The sequence below is a fragment of the Curvibacter soli genome, from assembly GCF_029211125.1.
Lineage (GTDB): Bacteria > Pseudomonadota > Gammaproteobacteria > Burkholderiales > Burkholderiaceae_C > Curvibacter_A > Curvibacter_A soli.
Window position 1 is genome coordinate 1 of the sequence record NZ_JARGEN010000034.1, and the last position, 17,390, is coordinate 17,390.

Genomic DNA, 17,390 nt, shown 5'->3' on the forward strand with positions numbered 1-17,390 from the left:
CGTTGCTCTCAGACTACTTGCGTCAGGAACTCAGAAGTCCATCGCTCTCCATGGCTTTTGCGTAAGTCCTATAAAAGACCTCCACTTGCCACCTTTTTTGGGTCGTGGTAGTGGCATCATAGTCGCAAGTCAAGTCACTGCAAACCAGATGCAAGATCTCCGTGCTGCCGTCTTTGTCCTGAATCCGTGACCATCCCATAACGATTCCGCACCTCGCTGGATTTTCTGAGTTTCGTTGCCCGGATTGCCTGCCTGCATGCGTCCAAGACCCTGCGCCGGCCGTTATGGCGGGCATGAGCGTCGCCCCAGCGGCCACCAAGACACTCCACAAACGGTGTTCGGCACGCAGCGTGCAGGGCTGCGCCTGCAGCGATGGCTGCACGGGGTGGCTGCTGTTGCCGGGATGGCTCGCAGTCGCTGGTCAGGGCACCGTGCCGCCTCATGCCTGTCTTGAACCCGGAATGGAACTGCCCATGGGTGCCGTGCTGGCAGTACGACCCGATGATCCTGGAAACGGCAGTTGACCGCTTCGCATCCCTTGCCAGGCCGCATGCAATCAGGCGTTGCCGGCTTTCGATGGGGCTCACCTCTTGGGTGAGAGCGCTATGCGCCGGCGTGATGCTCTGGGGGCAGAGATGGGCACCATTGCACAAGTAAATCGTTGATTTATAAAGATAAATCAAGAACAAATACAGTTGAGCTCATGGATTCAGGATTCAGTAAAATTCCAGACGGCCTGCAGGCTAACGCACGGGCGGGAATTGCGCCAATACACATGCAAACAGACCCCCACCTCTTTTCCAAAGGACCTTCCATGTCTCTCTTCTCCGCCGTCGAAATGGCCCCGCGCGATCCCATCCTGGGGCTCAACGAACAGTACGCGGCAGACACCAACCCCAAGAAGGTCAACCTCGGCGTCGGTGTCTACTACGACGACAACGGCAAGCTTCCCCTGCTCGCCTGCGTCCTGCAGGCCGAGAAGCACATGATGGAAGCCCCCACGGCCCGCGGCTACCTGCCGATCGACGGCATCGCGGCCTATGACGCAGCCGTCAAGGGCCTGGTGTTCGGCAGCGACAGCGAACCCGTCGAGACCGGGCGCGTGGCCACGGTGCAGGCCCTGGGCGGAACCGGCGGCCTGAAGATAGGTGCGGACTTCCTGCACAGAATCAGCCCCGCGGCCAAGGTGCTGATCAGCGACCCGAGCTGGGAAAACCACCGCGCCCTGTTCACCAACGCCGGCTTCACTGTCGAAACCTACCCCTACTACGACGCCGCCAAGCGCGGCATCAACTTCGACGGCATGCTGACCGCGCTGCACGGCGCAGCCCCCGGCACGATCGTGGTGTTGCACGCCTGCTGCCACAACCCGACCGGCTATGACATCACGCCCGCGCAGTGGGACCAGGTGATCGCAGCGGTCAAGGAGAAAAACCTCGTCGCCTTCCTCGACATGGCCTACCAGGGCTTCGGCCATGGCATCACCGAGGACGGCGCGGTGATCGGCAAGTTCGTCGCCGCGGGCCTGGACTTCTTCGTCTCGACCTCGTTTTCCAAGAGCTTCAGCCTGTATGGCGAACGCGTGGGCGCGCTGTCGGTGCTGTGCAAGGACAAGGAAGAAGCGTCTCGCGTGTTGAGCCAGCTCAAGATCGTGATCCGCACCAACTACTCCAACCCGCCCACGCATGGCGGCGCAGTCGTCGCGGCGGTACTCGGCACTCCCGCGCTGCGCGCGCTGTGGGAAAAAGAGCTTGGCGAGATGCGCACCCGCATCAAGGCCATGCGCCAGAAGCTGGTGGATGGCCTGAAGGCCGCTGGCGTCAAGCAGGACATGTCGTTCATCACCCAGCAGATCGGCATGTTCAGCTATTCGGGCCTGACCAAGGACCAGATGGTGCGCCTGCGCAACGAGTTCGGGGTGTACGGCACCGACACCGGCCGCATGTGCGTGGCCGCGCTCAACAGCAAGAACATCAAGTACGTCTGCGCATCCATCGCCAAGGTCGTCTGACCTTCGGGCGGGGAGCGCTTCATGACCATCGCCAACCTGCACCCGGCGCTCGCTGGCGGGCTGCTGGGTACGGGCTGCCTGCTCCTGGCCCGGCACCAAGCCCGCCGCGTCGTCGCGTCTTGCCTGGCACCCCGATCGCGGCACCGGCAGGCGCATCCAACCGCCGTTTCCAGGATGATTTCTTCTTGCTATATTGCGTTGCAACAATTCTAGGTGTGTCCCATGCTGTACCAACTCTACGAAACCCACCGCTCGCTGATGGAGCCGTTCGCCGAATTCGCACAGGCGGCGTCCAAGTTCTACAACAACCCGCTGTCGCCGCTGAGCCAGACGCCGATGGCGCAGCGCGTTTCCGCCACCTACGACCTGCTCTACCGCCTGGGAAAGGACTACGAGAAGCCCCAGTTCGGCATCGACACGGTGGACGTGGACGGCGTGAGCGTCGCCATCCACGAGCGCGTGGAGGTGGACAAGCCCTTCTGCGAGTTGCGGCGCTTCAAGCGCTTTTCCGACGACCCGGCCACGCTTGCCAAGCTCAAGGGCCAGCCCGTGGTACTCATCGTCGCCCCGCTTTCGGGCCACTACGCCACGCTGCTGCGCGACACGGTGCGCTCCATGCTGCGCGGCCACAAGGTCTACATCACCGACTGGAAGAACGCGCGCACGGTGCCGCTTACCGAAGGCGCGTTCCACCTCGACGACTACGTCAACTACGTGGAAGACTTCATCCGCCACCTGCAGGACCGCTATGGCAACTGCCACGTGGTGAGCGTGTGCCAGCCGACGGTGCCGGTGCTGGCCGCCATCGCGCTGATGGCGTCGCGCGGCGAAAAGACGCCCCTGTCCATGACCATGATGGGTGGCCCCATCGACGCGCGCAAGTCGCCCACGGCGGTGAACAACCTGGCCATGAACAAAAGCCGCGAGTGGTTCGAGAACAACGTGATCTACCGCGTGCCCGACAACTTCCCCGGTGCGGGGCGGCGCGTGTACCCCGGCTTCATGCAGCACACGGGCTTCGTCGCCATGAACCCCGACCGCCACGCCAAGAGCCACTACGATTACTTCAAGGACCTCATCAAGGGCGATGACGCCAGCGCCGAGTCGCACCGCAAGTTCTACGACGAGTACAACGCCGTGCTCGACATGGACGCCGACTACTACCTCGAAACCATCCGCACGGTGTTCCAGGAATTCAGCCTCGTCAACGGCAGTTGGGAAGTCCTCAACCCGCAAGGCCAGCCCGAACTGGTGCGCCCGCAGGACATCACCACCACCGCGCTGCTGACGGTGGAGGGCGAGCTCGACGACATCTCCGGCGCGGGCCAGACCGCAGCAGCGCATGCCCTGTGCACGGGCATCCCGAAAGCCGACCAGCAGCACCTGGAGGTCAAGGGCGCGGGACACTACGGCATCTTCAGTGGCAGGCGCTGGCGCGAAACCGTCTACCCGCAGGTGCGCGACTTCATTCTTGCGCACGCCGGCAAGCAGGCCGCAGCGGAGGACGAACCCGCCAGGAAAACCGCGGCCCGCCCCAAGGCCGCGCCCAGCGCCAAGCGCACCCCGGCCAAGCGCGGCAATCGCAGGGCGCCCTCCGCGGGCTGACGCCGCATGCCCCTGGCCCTGGCCGCCGCCATCGATGCGGCGCTGCCCCAGACCCAATGCACGCGCTGCGGCTTTCCCGACTGCGCGGGCTACGCCGAGGCCATTGCCGCAGGCCAGGCCGACATCAACCAGTGCCCGCCCGGCGGCGCCGAAGGCGTGGCGCGGCTGGCGCGCATCACGGGCCGGCCCACGCTGCCGCTCAACCCCGGCAACGGCGCCGAGGGCCCGCGCGCGGTGGCCTGGATCGACGAGGATTGGTGCATAGGCTGCACGCTGTGCCTGGCGGCCTGCCCCACCGACGCCATCATGGGCGGCAACAAGCGCATGCACACGGTGCTGGAGCGGTGGTGTACCGGCTGCGAGCTGTGCGTGCCGGCCTGCCCGGTGGACTGCATCCACCTCGACAACGCCAGCGGTGATCGAACGGGCTGGGCCGCATGGTCCGGCGAAGCCGCGCAGCAGGCCCGCGAACGCTATGTATTTCATAGCTATCGCCGCAGGCAGAATGAGAGCGAAAGCGCAAAAAGGCTTGAAGAAAAAGCCCATGCCAGGCTGGCCGATTTGCCCGCGCATTCCCGCCATACCGACCCGGCCATCCTCGACCAGAAACGCGCGGTCATCGAAGCCGCGCTGGCCCGTGCCCGCGCGCAGCGCACGCCCGGCTGAACCTAGAAACGGCAGTTGACCGCTTTGTATCCCTTGACAAGCCGCATGAAATCAAGCGTTGACGGCTTCGATGGCGTTCACCTCATGTGTGAGAGCGCTATGCACCTGCCAGCACCGCGCTCGGCGCGCCATGCGGCGTTGCTCCTCCTTGCGGGCAGTAGCCCGCCGCGTCGTCGCGCCTTGCCTGGCACCCCGATCACGGCACCGGCAGGCGCATCCAACTGCCGTTTCTAGGCTGAACCCTCCGCCCCACGACCCCATGCGCACCGAAACCCTGCTCCTCTTCTCCACGGCGTCCATCGCGCTGGCCGTCATTCCCGGCCCCACCATGCTGCTGGCCCTGAGCAACGGCATGGCCGGCGGCCTGCGGCGCGCGGGCTTCGGCATCGCCGGCGCGTCGCTCGGCAGCAGTTGCCTGATCGCGCTGGTGGCGCTGGGCCTGGGATCGCTGCTGGCGGCGTCGGAGGTGCTGTTCCATGCCTTGCGCGTGGCGGGCATCGCCTACCTGTGCTGGCTGGGCGTCGGCCTGTGGCGCAGCCCGGCGCCCGATCTGGCCCTGGCTGCAGCCAGCGTGCCGGCCCGGCAGGTGGCCGGGCGGGTGGCATTCCGGCGCAGCCTGCTCGTGGCGCTGACCAATCCGAAAGCCATACTCTTCTTCGCCGCGTTCCTGCCGCAGTTCGTCGACACCGCCGCGCCGCAGGGCGCGCAGTACGCGGTGCTGGGCGGTATCTTCGTGGGACAGGACATCCTGGTCATGCTGCTCTACGCCAGCGCGGGCCGGCAGGCGGTGCGCTGGCTGTCGCAGCGCGGCCTGCGCTGCCTCAACCGGGGCTGCGCCGCGGGCATGTGGGCATTGGCGGCGCTGCTGGCGCTGTACCGCCGCCACGCGGCGTAGTCGAATTCAAACCTGGAAACGGCAGTTGGATGCGCTCCGCCGGTGCCGTGATCGGGGTGCCAGGCAAGACGCGACGACGCGGCGGGCTTGCTGCCCGCAAGGAGGAGCAAACGCCGCATGGCGCCCCGAGCGCAGTGCTGGCAGGTGCATAGCGCGCTCACCCACGAGGTGAACCCCATCGAAGCCGGCAACGCTCGATTTGACGCGGCCTGGCAAGGGATACAAAGCGGTCAACTGCCGTTTCCAGGTTCAACCCAGCGCCTCGATAACCTCCGGCGGCGCCTGCACCAGTTCGATCAGCACGCCCTCGCCCGCGATCGGGAACTGCTCGTTGCTCTTCGGGTGCAGGAAGCAGATGTCGTAGCCCGCTGCGCCGCGCCGGATGCCGCCGGGCGCGAAGCGCACGCCCTGCGCAGACAACCACTCCACGGCGCGCGGCAGATCGTCGATCCACAGGCCGACGTGGTTGAGCGGCGTGGAATGCACGGACGGCTTCTTTTCGGGGTCGAGCGGCTGCATCAGGTCCACCTCCACCTTGTAGGGGCCGCGGCCGATGGCGCAGATGTCCTCGTCCACATTTTCGGTCTCGCTGCGAAACGTCCCGGACACCTCCAGGCCCAGCATCTCCACCCACAGCGTCTGCAGCCGATGCTTGTCGGGTCCGCCGATGGCGATCTGCTGGATGCCCAGCACCTGGAAAGGGCGGCGTGTGGTGGTGGTGGCGGTCATGCGGTGTACTCCGGTGTGGATACGGCGGTGCGCGTGGCCGACAGGCCCAGCTTGGCGAGTAACCGGGCGTCATCCTGTGCCTCGGGGTTGCCGGTGACGAGCAGTTTGTCGCCGTAGAAGATGGAATTGGCGCCAGCCAGGAAGCACAGCGCCTGCACCGCCTCGCCGAGCTGCTGGCGGCCCGCCGACAGGCGCACGCGGGCGCGCGGCATGGTGATGCGGGCCACGGCGATGACGCGCACGAAATCCAGCGGGTCCACGGGGTCGCTGTCGGCCAGCGGCGTGCCGGGCACGCGCACCAGGCTGTTGATGGGCACGGATTCGGGATACGGGTCGAGGTTGGCGAGTTGCGCGATCAGCCCCGCGCGGTGCACCGGCGCCTCGCCCATGCCGATGATGCCGCCGCAGCACACGCTGATGCCGGCGGCGCGCACGTTGTGCAGGGTATCCAGCCGGTCCTGGTAGGCGCGCGTGCTGACCACGTCGGCGTAGTACTCGGGGGCCGTATCCAGGTTGTGGTTGTAGTAGTCCAGGCCCGCGTCCTTCAATGCCCGGGCCTGCTGCGGCTCCAGCATGCCCAGCGTGGCGCAGGTGGACAGGCCCAGGCCCTTCACGGCCTCGACCAGTTCGGCCACCCTCTCCACGTCGCGGTCCTTGGGCGCGCGCCAGGCCGCGCCCATGCAAAAGCGTGTGGCACCAGCGTCCCTGGCGGCCTGCGCGGCGCGCTTGACGTCTTCCACCGCCATGAGCTTGCCGGCCTGCACGCCGGTGTCGAACTCGGCGGCCTGCGGGCAGTAGCCGCAGTTCTCGGGACAGCCGCCGGTCTTCACCGACAGCAGCGCGGCCAGTTCAATGTCGCCGGCAGACCAGTGCTGGCGATGCACGGTCTGGGCCTGGAACAGCAGGTCCATGAACGGCTTGTCGAACAGGGCCTCGATGGCCTCGATCGTCCAGGCTGGCGTGGGCGAACCGGACGCTGCGCGCGCGGACGCCGGGCGATGCACCGCAATGGTGTGGGTGGCGGTTGGCAGGTCGTTGGCGCCCATGGCTTTATGCGAACTCCAGGATCACCTGATCGACGGCCAGCGACTCGCCCTTGCCGGCCACCACCTTGCCCACCACGCCGTCCTGCGCGGCGAACAGGATGTTCTCCATCTTCATCGCCTCGATCACCGCCAGCTTCTCGCCGGCCTGCACGGCCTGGCCCGGCTGCACCGCCACATCCACCAGCAGTCCCGGCATGGGCGAGAGCAGGAACCGGCTCAGGTCCGGCGGCGCCTTGTAGGGCATGAGCTTGTACAGCTCGGCCCCGCGCGGCGAGAGCACCAGCGCATCGAGCTGCGTGCCGTTGTGCGCGATGCGCAGCGCCAGCGGGTTGCGCGGCGTGCCGCGCGCCACCTGCGCGGTGAACGGCTGGCCGTTGCACAGGCCCTGCACGCGGATCTCGCCCAGCACCATTTCGCTACTGATTTTGTAGCTGCTACCGCCCACGGATACTGCGCTGGAGCCCGATTTCTCATCAAAATCCGTAACCGATACGGGCGTCTGCACATTCTGGCCCTCGGCCCCCAGCGTGACCACCACGAACTGCTCGCCGATCTTCACGCCATGGCCCGCCAGTTGCCCGCTGATGCCCGAGGCGCGCGCACGCGTGCGGCGGTACACGTAGGCGGCGAGCGCGACGAGGAAGTTCGGGTCGCCGTGCGGCACGTCCTCGGCATGGAAGCCCTTGCCATAGTTTTCCGCGATGAAGCCGGTGTTGAAATCGCCCGCCACGAACTTCGGGTGCGCCAGCAGCGCGGCCTGGAACGGGATGTTGCTGCTGATGCCGCGGATGACGAAGCCGTTGAGCGCCTCGCGCATCTTGGCGATCGCGTCGTTGCGGTCGCGGCCATGCACGATGAGCTTGGCGATCATCGAGTCGTAGTACATCGGGATCTCGCCGCCCTCGTACACGCCGGTGTCCACGCGCACGCCCAGCAGGTGCTGCGTGTCGGCCGCGTGCATGGTCTGCCCGGGCGGCAGGAAGCGCACCAGCCGGCCCGTGCTGGGCAGGAAGTTGCGGAACGGGTCCTCGGCGTTGATGCGGCACTCGATGGCCCAGCCGTCGCGCTTCACGTCGGCCTGCGCGATCGGCAGCTTCTCGCCCGCGGCCACGCGGATCATCAGCTCCACCAGGTCCAGGCCGGTGATGCATTCGGTGACCGGGTGCTCCACCTGCAGGCGGGTGTTCATCTCCAGGAAGTAGAAGCTCTGGTCCTTGCCGACCACGAACTCCACCGTGCCCGCGCTCTGGTACTTCACCGCCTTGGCCAGCGCCACGGCCTGTTCGCCCATGGCCTTGCGCGTGGCATCAGAGATGAAGGGCGATGGCGCCTCTTCGATCACCTTCTGGTGGCGGCGCTGGATGGAGCATTCGCGCTCGTTGAGGTAGATGACGTTGCCGTGGCTGTCGCCCAGCACCTGGATCTCGATGTGGCGCGGCTCCTCGACGAACTTCTCGATGAACACGCGGTCATCGCCGAAGCTGTTGCGCGCCTCATTGCGGCAACTGGTGAAGCCCTCGAACGCCTCCTTGTCGTTGAAGGCTACGCGCAGGCCCTTGCCGCCGCCGCCGGCACTGGCCTTGATCATCACGGGGTAGCCGATGTCCTTGGCGATCTGCACCGCGCGCTCGGCGGATTCGATGGCGTCGTTCCAGCCCGGGATGGTGTTGACCTGGGCCTCGTTGGCCAGCTTCTTCGATGCGATCTTGTCGCCCATGGCGGCGATGGAGTAATGCTTGGGGCCGATGAAGGCAATGCCCTCTTCCTCGACCCGGCGCGCGAAACCTTCGTTTTCCGACAGGAAGCCGTAGCCGGGGTGGATGGCCTGCGCGCCGGTCTGCCTGGCCGCGGCGATGATCCTGTCGGCCAGCAGGTAGCTCTCGCGGCTGGGCGCCGCACCAATGTGCACGGCCTCGTCGGCCAGCTTGACGTGGCGGGCGTCCTTGTCGGCGTCGGAATAGACGGCGACGGTGGCGATGCCCATCTTGCGGGCGGTGGCGATGACGCGGCAGGCGATTTCGCCGCGGTTGGCGATCAATATCTTGGTAAACACGTTCTTGTTCTCCTGGGCCGGTCAAAGAGGAATGTTGCCGTGCTTGCGCCACGGGTTGTCGAGCTTCTTGCCCTGCAGCATGACCAGCGAGCGGCAGATGCGCTTCCTCGTCTCGTGCGGCAGGATCACGTCGTCGATGTAGCCGCGCGCGCCGGCCACGAAGGGGTTGGCAAAGCGCTCTTTGTACTCGGCTTCGCGGGCGGCGAGCTTGGCAGGGTCGTTCTTGTCCTCGCGGAAGATGATCTCCACCGCGCCCTTGGCGCCCATCACCGCAATTTCGGCCTTGGGCCAGGCCAGGTTGACGTCGCCGCGCAGGTGCTTGGAGCTCATCACGTCATAGGCGCCGCCGTAGGCCTTGCGGGTGATGATGGTGATCTTGGGCACGGTGCACTCGGCATAGGCATACAGCAGCTTGGCGCCGTGCTTGATGATGCCGCCGTATTCCTGCGCCGTGCCGGGCATGAAGCCGGGCACGTCCACGAAGGTGATGACGGGGATGTTGAAGGCGTCGCAGAAGCGCACGAAGCGCGCGGCCTTGATGCTGCTCTTGATGTCCAGGCAGCCCGCCAGCACCAGCGGCTGGTTGGCCACGATGCCGATGGTCTGCCCTTCCATGCGGGCGAAGCCGATGACAATGTTGCGGGCGTAGTCGGGCTGCAGCTCGAAGAAGTCGCCGTCATCCACCACCTTGGTGATCAGCTCCTTCATGTCGTAGGGCTTGTTGGCGTTTTCGGGCACCAGGGTGTCGAGCGATGCATCGGCCCGGTCCGCCGGGTCGTTGCTGGGCCGCGTGGGCGCTTTCTCGCGGTTGTTGAGCGGCAGGTAGTTGTACAGGCGGCGCAGCATCATCAGCGCCTCCACGTCGTTCTCGAACGCCATGTCGGCCACGCCACTGGTGGTGGTGTGGGTGATGGCGCCGCCCAGTTCCTCGGCCGAAACCTCCTCGTGCGTGACCGTCTTCACCACCTCGGGGCCGGTCACGAACATGTAGCTGCTGTCCTTGACCATGAAGATGAAGTCGGTCATGGCTGGCGAATACACCGCGCCGCCCGCGCACGGGCCCATCACCATGCTGATCTGCGGCACCACGCCGCTGGCCATCACGTTGCGCTGGAACACCTCGGCATAGCCGCCCAGGGACGCCACGCCTTCCTGGATGCGCGCGCCGCCCGAATCGTTGAGGCCGATGACCGGGGCGCCGACCTTCATGGCCTGGTCCATTACCTTGCAGATCTTCTCGGCATGGGCCTCGGACAGCGCGCCGCCGAACACGGTGAAGTCCTGGCTGAAGACGAACACCAGGCGGCCATTGATCATGCCGTAGCCCGTGACCACGCCGTCGCCCGGAATCTTCTGCGCGTCCATGCCGAAGTCGGCGCAGCGGTGCTCGACGAACATGTCCCATTCCTCGAAGGTGCCGTCGTCGAGCAGCAGCTCGATGCGTTCGCGGGCGGTGAGCTTGCCTTTCTTGTGCTGCGCGGCGATGCGCTTTTCGCCGCCGCCCTGGCGGGCCTGTTCGCGCCGTTGTTCCAGTTGGTCGAGTATGTCCTGCATGGTTTCTCTTTCACTACGGTATTGATAGCTTCCTGCGCTTATTCCATGGCCTGTGCAAGCAGGTTTCGTGCTGCGGTCGATGCGGCGAGCGTGCCCGCGCGCACCTGTCTTGTCAGCACCGGCAGCAGCGCGCGCACGCGCGGGTGCTGGCGGAACGCCTGCTTCAGCCCGGCATCGATGCGCTCCCACATCCAGGCCAGCGCCTGCTGCTCACGCCGCGCGGCCAGGCGGCCGTTGGCGGCCTGCAATGCCTTGAATTCGGTGACTGCGGCCCAGAAGGCGTCGATGCCGCTGCCGGTCAGCGCGCTCATCTGCTGCACCCTGGGCTGCCAGTAGCGCACCTCGGTGCCGGTCCGCGCATCCTGCGCCGCGTGCGCATGCTCCGGGTTGCCCTGGTGGCCAAACAGGCGCAGAGCCGAGGTAATCTGCGCCTGGGCGCGGGTGGCGGCGGCCACGTCGAGGTCGGCCTTGTTGATGACCACCAGGTCAGCGATCTCCATCACGCCTTTCTTGATGGCTTGCAGGTCGTCGCCCGCGTTGGGCAGTTGCAGCAGGCAGAACATGTCGGTCATGCCGGCCACCGCCGTCTCGCTCTGGCCCACGCCCACGGTTTCGACGATCACCACGTCGTAGCCCGCGGCCTCGCAGACCAGCATGGCCTCGCGCGTCTTCTCGGCCACGCCGCCGAGCGTGCCGCTGCTGGGGCTGGGGCGGATGTAGGCGCGCTCGTGCACCGAGAGCTTTTCCATGCGCGTCTTGTCCCCCAGGATGGAGCCGCCCGAGACGGTGGAGGACGGGTCGATGGTGAGCACCGCCACGCGATGGCCCTGGGCGATCAGATACAGGCCCAGCGCCTCGATGAAGGTGGACTTGCCCACGCCCGGCACGCCGCTGATGCCCAGGCGAAATGCCCGGCCCGTGTGCGGCAGCAGCGCGGTGAGCAGTTCGTCGGCCTGCACGCGGTGGTCGGCGCGGGTGGACTCCAGCAATGTGATGGCCTTGGCGATGGCGCGGCGCTGCACGGCGGCGGATGCGGGGCGCAAGATGGCGTCAACCAGCAGCATCACAGCATCTCGAAAGCGCGCCCATCGGGCAGGCGGCAGCGCGAGAAATCGCGCATGTCCACGGCCAGGATCTGCGCCACGCCAGACTCGCAGGCCAGCCAGTAGAGAGGAGCATCGGCCAAATCCATCCCGGTACGGGGCTGCTGCGTGTATTGCTTGATCCATCCGCACATATCGATCAAATCCGAGGCGTCGAAGGGGAACACCTGGGCCGCCCTGCCCCCGATCCATCGAACACTGCCCTAGTGCAGTGTTCGATGCTTGGCGGCACCAATAAAAGCGATGCGTTTTGGCGCAGGGCAAGGCGCAAACCACAGCGATAGCCGTCGCTATCGCAAGGATTTGCAACGCCGCCATGCGGCAAAAGGCGCGGTTTTATGGGCTGCTTGGCGTTGAACACTGCACTAGCATCCAGAAGGCAGATATTCAAACCGTCTTCCCTTTGACGGCTTCGCACTGTGCCAGATAGGCGGCGTATTCGTTCTGCTGCCCCCCGCATGCTTCGCGCAGACTCTTGCGCAAGGCCGACTTGTACGGCGGCAGAGCTTCGTGCATGACCCCTTGGTACAGAACCGCCGGGTCTTTGCGCCCCAGCGCACGCTCCACCGCCCCGATGATGAACTGCGACTTGGCGATGCCCTGCCGCTTGGCGGCAAGCCCCAACCCTTTTTCCATCAAGGGGCCCATGCGGACGGATACAGCCATGGCATTCTCCCGTGAAATACAGTAGCTTGCTGTATCACGCCGCTGTTGTTGTGGCCTTGCGAATCTGCTCCAGCACGTCCTTGGCGCTGGCGACGATCGGCGTGCCGGGGCCATAGATGCCCTTCACGCCGGCTTCGTACAGAAAGTCGTAGTCCTGGCGCGGGATCACGCCGCCGACGAAGACGATGATGTCGTCTGCGCCCTGCGTTTTCAGCGCCTCGATGATGGCCGGCACCAGCGTCTTGTGGCCGGCGGCGAGCGTGGAGACGCCCACCGCATGCACGTCGTTCTCGATGGCCTGGCGCGCACATTCCTCGGGGGTCTGGAACAGCGGGCCCATGTCCACGTCGAAGCCCAGGTCGGCAAAGGCCGTGGCCACCACCTTGGCGCCGCGGTCATGGCCGTCCTGGCCCAGCTTGGCGATCATCACGCGGGGGCGGCGACCATGGGTTTCGGCAAATTCGTTGATTTCGGCCTTGAGTTTGTCCCAGCCTTCGGCCGAGTCGTAAGCGGCAGCGTACACACCGGTCACCTTTTGCGTGTCGGCGCGGTGGCGCCCAAATACCTTTTCAAGCGCATCCGACACCTCGCCCACCGTGGCGCGCAGGCGCACGGCCCGGATGGAGAGGTCCAGCAGGTTGCCCTGCCCGCTTTCCGCTGCGGAAGTGAGAGCATCCAGCGCTTGCTGCACCTGCGCGGAGTCGCGCTTCTGCCGGATGGACCGCAGGCGCGCGACCTGCCCGTCGCGCACCTTGACGTTGTCGATCGACAGGCTGTCGATCACATCCTCGGTCTTCAGCCTGTACTTGTTGACGCCGACGATCACGTCCTTGCCCGAGTCGATGCGCGCCTGCTTTTCAGCCGCGGCGGCCTCGATCTTGAGCTTGGCCCAGCCGCTGTCCACGGCCTGGGTCATGCCGCCCATGGCCTCGACCTCCTCGATGATCTTCCAGGCGGCGTCGGCCATGTCCTGGGTGAGCTTCTCCATCATGTAGCTGCCGGCCCAGGGGTCGATCACGCTGGTGATATGGGTCTCTTCCTGGATGATGAGCTGCGTGTTGCGCGCGATGCGGGCGCTGAATTCGGTGGGCAGCGCGATGGCTTCATCGAGCGCGTTGGTGTGCAGGCTCTGGGTGCCGCCGAACACCGCGGCCATCGCCTCGATGGTGGTGCGCACCACGTTGTTGTATGGGTCCTGCTCGGTCAGGCTCCAGCCGCTGGTCTGGCAGTGGGTGCGCAGCATCAGGCTCTTGGGGTTCTTGGCGTTGAAGCCCTGCATGATGCGGCACCACAGCAGGCGCGCGGCGCGCATCTTGGCCACTTCGAGGTAGAAGTTCATGCCGATGGCCCAGAAGAACGACAGGCGGCCCGCGAAGTCGTCCACGTCCATGCCCTTGGCGATGGCGGTCTTCACGTATTCCTTGCCGTCGGCCAGGGTGAAGGCCAGTTCCAGCGCCTGGTTGGCGCCTGCTTCCTGCATGTGGTAGCCGCTGATGCTGATCGAGTTGAACTTCGGCATGTTCTTCGCCGTGTACTCGATGATGTCGCCGATGATCCGCATGCTCGGCGCCGGCGGGTAGATGTAGGTGTTGCGGACCATGAACTCCTTGAGGATGTCGTTCTGGATGGTTCCGCTCAGTTTGTCTTGCGAGACGCCCTGCTCTTGCGCCGCCACCACGTAGCCCGCCAGCACGGGCAGTACGGCGCCGTTCATGGTCATGGAAACGCTCACCTTGTCGAGCGGGATGCCGTCGAACAGTATCTTCATGTCCTCGACCGAATCGATCGCCACGCCGGCCTTGCCCACGTCGCCCGTCACGCGGGGGTGGTCGCTGTCGTAGCCCCGGTGCGTGGCCAGGTCGAACGCCACGGACACGCCCTGCCCACCGGCGGCCAGGGCCTTGCGGTAGAAGGCGTTGCTCTCCTCCGCCGTGGAGAAGCCCGCGTACTGCCGGATGGTCCAGGGCCGCACAGCGTACATCGTGGCCTGCGGGCCGCGCAGGTAGGGCGCGAAGCCCGGCATCGTATCGGTGTACTTCAGGCCCTGCAGATCCGCCGCGGTGTAGAGCGGCTTGACGGTGATGCCGTCGGGCGTGATCCAGTTGAGCGCCCCCACATCGCCGCCCGGAGCGGATTTGGCTGCGGCCTTGGCCCATGCATCGAGGCCCACGGGCGGGTAAATCGGTTCAGGAGAACTGCTCATGGTGAATGAAGACAAAACGGGGAGGAGGCTATGCGGTCTTGGCGGATGGCGGAAGCCATGTTCGCAACAATTTCAAGGACGCGGAAGTTTAACCGATCCGTAATTATTAATTTATAGTTTTCTTGCGGTACATTCTTGGCCCATGTCCGCCCTCACGCTCACGCCCCGCGCCCTCTACGAAGAGGTGGCGGAGCAGTTGCGCCAGCGCATCTACCACCGCCAGCTCGAACCCGGAAGCTGGATCGACGAGCTCAAGATCGCCGAGGAGTTCGGCATCAGCCGCACGCCGTTGCGCGAGGCGCTGAAAGTGCTGGCCGCCGAAGGGCTGGTCACGATGAAGGTGCGGCGCGGCGCCTACGTCACCGAGGTGTCGGCCAAGGATCTGGCCGACGTGTACCACCTGCTGAGCCTGCTGGAGAGCGATGCCGCCGGCGTCGTCGCCTGCCGCGCCACGCCCGCGCAGTTGCAGCAATTGCAGGCGCTGCACGCCGAACTGGAGGCCGCCACCGACGACCGCGACCGCTTCTTTGAGATCAACGAGCGCTTCCACCTGCGTGTGCTGGAGATCGCCGACAACCGCTGGCGCCTGCAACTCGTGGCCGACCTGCGCAAGGTGATGAAGCTCAACCGCCACAACTCGCTGCTCAAGACCGGCCGCATCGCCGAGTCGCTGGCCGAGCATCGCGCCATCATGGCCGCGCTGGCGACCCACGACGGCGCAGCCGCCATCGCGTGCATGCAGGCGCATTTCGACAGCGGGCTGGAGGCGGCCGCCTGACTCAGTCAGGAAGATATTGCGGCAGCTTTCTGCCTTTGATGCCATAGACTGCCGCATGGCAAGACTCCACTTGGCGCCTATTTGTGCAGGCCTTCTTCCTCGGGCTCGTCGGTGGACATGCTGATCATGCTCGTGCGCAAGCCCTTGGCGCGGCGCCATGCGTACACGCAGTAGCCGCTGGCGCCATACGCCATGAACAGCAGAAACAGCACCACCGGCGGATGGATGTTGATCACCGCGATGCCCAGAACGATGAGCACGATGGCAGTGAACGGCACGCTCTTTTTCATCTGCATGTCCTTGAAGCTGTAGAACGGCACATTGGTCACCATGGTGAGTCCTGCATACAGCGTGAGGCAGAACATCAGCCAGTCCACGTCGAGCCACAGGCCCGCGCCCAGGTACAACTGCTCGGAGCCCTTGATGCCCGCCTCGGTCATGAGCCAGAGCAGGCCCATCACGAGCGCCGCAGCGGCGGGCGATGGCAGGCCCTGGAAATAGCGCTTGTCGACCACGGCGGTGTTGACGTTGAAGCGCGCCAGCCGCAGCGCCGCGCAGGCACAGTACACGAAGGCCGCTATCCAACCCCAGCGCCCCAGCCCGCGCAGCGCCCATTCGTAGGCGATGAGCGCGGGCGCAGCGCCGAACGACACCATGTCGGCCAGCGAATCCATCTGCTCGCCGAAGGCGCTCTGCGTGTTGGTCATCCGCGCCACGCGGCCATCGAGGCTGTCGAGCACCATGGCGCAGAACACACCGAACGCCGCCTGCTCGAAGCGGTCGTTCATGGCCATCACGATGGCATAGAAGCCGCCGAACAGCGCCGCCAGCGTGAACAGGTTGGGCAGCACGTAGATGCCCTTGCGGGGCTTGCGGCCCGATGGAAGCTCGGTGTCTGGCGCAAGTTCGTGCGAATCCATGTCATCGGACATACGCCGAGCCTTCCCGGTAAGTGTGTTGCATCGGTCGAGTTTAAGACAGCGATGCCTCCTGCGATCGGAAAGGGCCCGTGGCAAGCCACGGGCCCTCGTGCCGCCAGGCAGCGCCAACCACGTCAGTTGCGCGTCTGGTCCACCAGCTTGTTCTTGCCGATCCAGGGCATCATGGCGCGCAGTTTGGCGCCCACCACCTCGATCTGGTGCTCGGCAGTCAGGCGGCGGCGGCTGATGAGCGTGGGGGCGCCAGCGGCGTTTTCCAGCACGAAGCTCTTGGCGTATTCACCGGTCTGGATGTCCCTCAGGCATTGCTTCATGACCTTCTTGGTCTCCTCGGTCACCACGCGCGGGCCGCTGACGTATTCGCCATACTCGGCGTTGTTGGAGATCGAGTAGTTCATGTTGGCGATGCCGCCTTCATAGATCAGGTCCACGATGAGCTTGAGCTCGTGCAGGCACTCGAAGTACGCCATCTCGGGCGCGTAGCCCGCTTCCACCAGCGTCTCGAAGCCGGCCTTGATGAGCTCCACCGTGCCGCCGCACAGCACGGCCTGCTCGCCGAACAGATCGGTCTCGGTTTCCTCGCGGAAGCTGGTCTCGATGATGCCGGCGCGGCCGCCGCCGTTGGCCATGGCGTAGGACAGGGCCAAATCGCGCGCCTTGCCGGTCTGGTCCTGATAGACGGCCACCAGGTGCGGCACGCCGCCGCCCTGGGTGTAGGTGCTGCGCACGGTGTGGCCGGGAGCCTTGGGCGCGACCATCCACACGTCCAGGTCCGCGCGCGGCTGCACGAAGCCGTAGTGCACGTTGAAGCCGTGCGCGAACACCAGCGACGCGCCTTGCTTGATGTTGGGCGCAATGTCGTTCTTGTAGACGCTGGCGATCTGCTCGTCGGGCAGCAGGATCATGACCACGTCGGCGGCCTTCACCGCATCCGCCACCTCGGCCACCTTCAGCCCGGCCTTCTCGACCTTGGGCCAGGAAGCGCCGCCCTTGCGCAGGCCGACGACGACCTTCACGCCGCTGTCGTTGAGGTTCTGCGCATGCGCATGGCCCTGGCTGCCGTAGCCGATGATGGCGACCGTCTTGCCCTTGATGAGGCTGAGGTCGGCGTCCTTGTCGTAATACACCTTCATGGTTGCTCCT

Annotated in this window: 16 protein-coding genes and 1 pseudogene; 6 read left to right on the forward strand and 11 right to left on the reverse strand. The window is 65.7% G+C overall.

Annotated elements, in window-relative coordinates; genetic code table 11:
- Positions 1 to 64: 64 nt before the first annotated feature.
- A pseudogene (locus PY257_RS16385) lies at positions 65 to 181 on the reverse strand (IS701 family transposase); the annotation flags it as partial.
- Between the two features lie 633 nt (positions 182 to 814).
- Here PY257_RS16385 and PY257_RS08360 point away from each other — a divergent pair.
- From PY257_RS08360 to PY257_RS08380, 5 genes are all read left to right on the forward strand, one after another.
- A complete protein-coding gene (locus tag PY257_RS08360; protein ID WP_275740856.1) occupies positions 815 to 2,011 on the forward strand; it encodes an amino acid aminotransferase in 1,197 nt (398 codons plus the stop codon).
- Between the two features lie 21 nt (positions 2,012 to 2,032).
- Positions 2,033 to 2,224 (forward strand): hypothetical protein, encoded by a 192-nt coding sequence (locus PY257_RS08365; protein WP_275740858.1) that lies wholly within the window; start codon positions 2,033 to 2,035, stop codon positions 2,222 to 2,224.
- A 9-nt stretch (positions 2,225 to 2,233) separates the two neighbouring features.
- The gene (locus PY257_RS08370) at positions 2,234 to 3,616 is read left to right on the forward strand and encodes a polyhydroxyalkanoate depolymerase (protein ID WP_275740860.1); all 1,383 of its coding nucleotides are present in this window, start codon (positions 2,234 to 2,236) and stop codon (positions 3,614 to 3,616) included.
- A gap of 6 nt (positions 3,617 to 3,622) precedes the next feature.
- Positions 3,623 to 4,282 (forward strand): electron transport complex subunit RsxB, encoded by a 660-nt coding sequence (rsxB, locus tag PY257_RS08375; RefSeq protein WP_275740862.1) that lies wholly within the window; start codon positions 3,623 to 3,625, stop codon positions 4,280 to 4,282.
- 259 nt (positions 4,283 to 4,541) lie between these two features.
- The gene (locus tag PY257_RS08380; RefSeq protein ID WP_275740864.1) at positions 4,542 to 5,177 is read left to right on the forward strand and encodes a LysE family translocator; all 636 of its coding nucleotides are present in this window, start codon (positions 4,542 to 4,544) and stop codon (positions 5,175 to 5,177) included.
- A 249-nt stretch (positions 5,178 to 5,426) separates the two neighbouring features.
- Here the strand turns inward: PY257_RS08380 and PY257_RS08385 are convergent, their stop codons facing one another.
- The 8 genes from PY257_RS08385 to scpA all read right to left on the reverse strand — a co-directional run bounded on the left by PY257_RS08385 (position 5,427) and on the right by scpA (position 14,531).
- Complete coding sequence (locus PY257_RS08385; RefSeq protein WP_275740866.1) at positions 5,427 to 5,906, reverse strand: VOC family protein; 480 nt, start codon at positions 5,904 to 5,906, stop codon at positions 5,427 to 5,429.
- Positions 5,903 to 6,952, reverse strand: a complete 1,050-nt coding sequence (bioB, locus tag PY257_RS08390) for a biotin synthase BioB (RefSeq protein ID WP_275740868.1) — start codon at positions 6,950 to 6,952, stop codon at positions 5,903 to 5,905. The genes PY257_RS08385 and bioB overlap by 4 nt, the downstream gene beginning before the upstream one ends.
- Positions 6,953 to 6,956: 4 nt before the next feature.
- Positions 6,957 to 9,005: an acetyl-CoA carboxylase biotin carboxylase subunit gene (locus tag PY257_RS08395; protein WP_275740871.1), complete on the reverse strand. Its 2,049-nt coding sequence runs from the start codon at positions 9,003 to 9,005 to the stop codon at positions 6,957 to 6,959.
- 21 nt (positions 9,006 to 9,026) lie between these two features.
- Positions 9,027 to 10,559 (reverse strand): acyl-CoA carboxylase subunit beta, encoded by a 1,533-nt coding sequence (locus tag PY257_RS08400; RefSeq protein WP_275740873.1) that lies wholly within the window; start codon positions 10,557 to 10,559, stop codon positions 9,027 to 9,029.
- A gap of 38 nt (positions 10,560 to 10,597) precedes the next feature.
- Positions 10,598 to 11,623: a methylmalonyl Co-A mutase-associated GTPase MeaB gene (gene meaB / locus PY257_RS08405; RefSeq protein ID WP_275740875.1), complete on the reverse strand. Its 1,026-nt coding sequence runs from the start codon at positions 11,621 to 11,623 to the stop codon at positions 10,598 to 10,600.
- Positions 11,623 to 11,751 (reverse strand): PIN domain-containing protein, encoded by a 129-nt coding sequence (locus PY257_RS08410; protein ID WP_275740877.1) that lies wholly within the window; start codon positions 11,749 to 11,751, stop codon positions 11,623 to 11,625. The genes meaB and PY257_RS08410 overlap by 1 nt, the downstream gene beginning before the upstream one ends.
- A 298-nt stretch (positions 11,752 to 12,049) precedes the next feature.
- The gene (locus PY257_RS08415) at positions 12,050 to 12,328 is read right to left on the reverse strand and encodes a hypothetical protein (protein WP_275740879.1); all 279 of its coding nucleotides are present in this window, start codon (positions 12,326 to 12,328) and stop codon (positions 12,050 to 12,052) included.
- A gap of 34 nt (positions 12,329 to 12,362) precedes the next feature.
- Positions 12,363 to 14,531: a methylmalonyl-CoA mutase gene (gene scpA, locus PY257_RS08420; protein WP_275740881.1), complete on the reverse strand. Its 2,169-nt coding sequence runs from the start codon at positions 14,529 to 14,531 to the stop codon at positions 12,363 to 12,365.
- A 142-nt stretch (positions 14,532 to 14,673) separates the two neighbouring features.
- Here scpA and PY257_RS08425 point away from each other — a divergent pair, with 142 nt between their 5' ends.
- A complete protein-coding gene (locus PY257_RS08425; RefSeq protein ID WP_275740883.1) occupies positions 14,674 to 15,309 on the forward strand; it encodes a GntR family transcriptional regulator in 636 nt (211 codons plus the stop codon).
- Positions 15,310 to 15,386: 77 nt separating this feature from the next.
- Here the strand turns inward: PY257_RS08425 and pssA are convergent, their stop codons facing one another.
- Both pssA and ilvC read right to left on the reverse strand, forming a co-directional pair.
- Entirely contained in the window at positions 15,387 to 16,241 is an 855-nt protein-coding gene (pssA, locus tag PY257_RS08430) for a CDP-diacylglycerol--serine O-phosphatidyltransferase (RefSeq protein WP_419095677.1), read from the reverse strand.
- Positions 16,242 to 16,363: 122 nt separating this feature from the next.
- Complete coding sequence (gene ilvC, locus PY257_RS08435) at positions 16,364 to 17,380, reverse strand: ketol-acid reductoisomerase (protein WP_345799239.1); 1,017 nt, start codon at positions 17,378 to 17,380, stop codon at positions 16,364 to 16,366.
- Positions 17,381 to 17,390 lie beyond the last annotated feature (10 nt).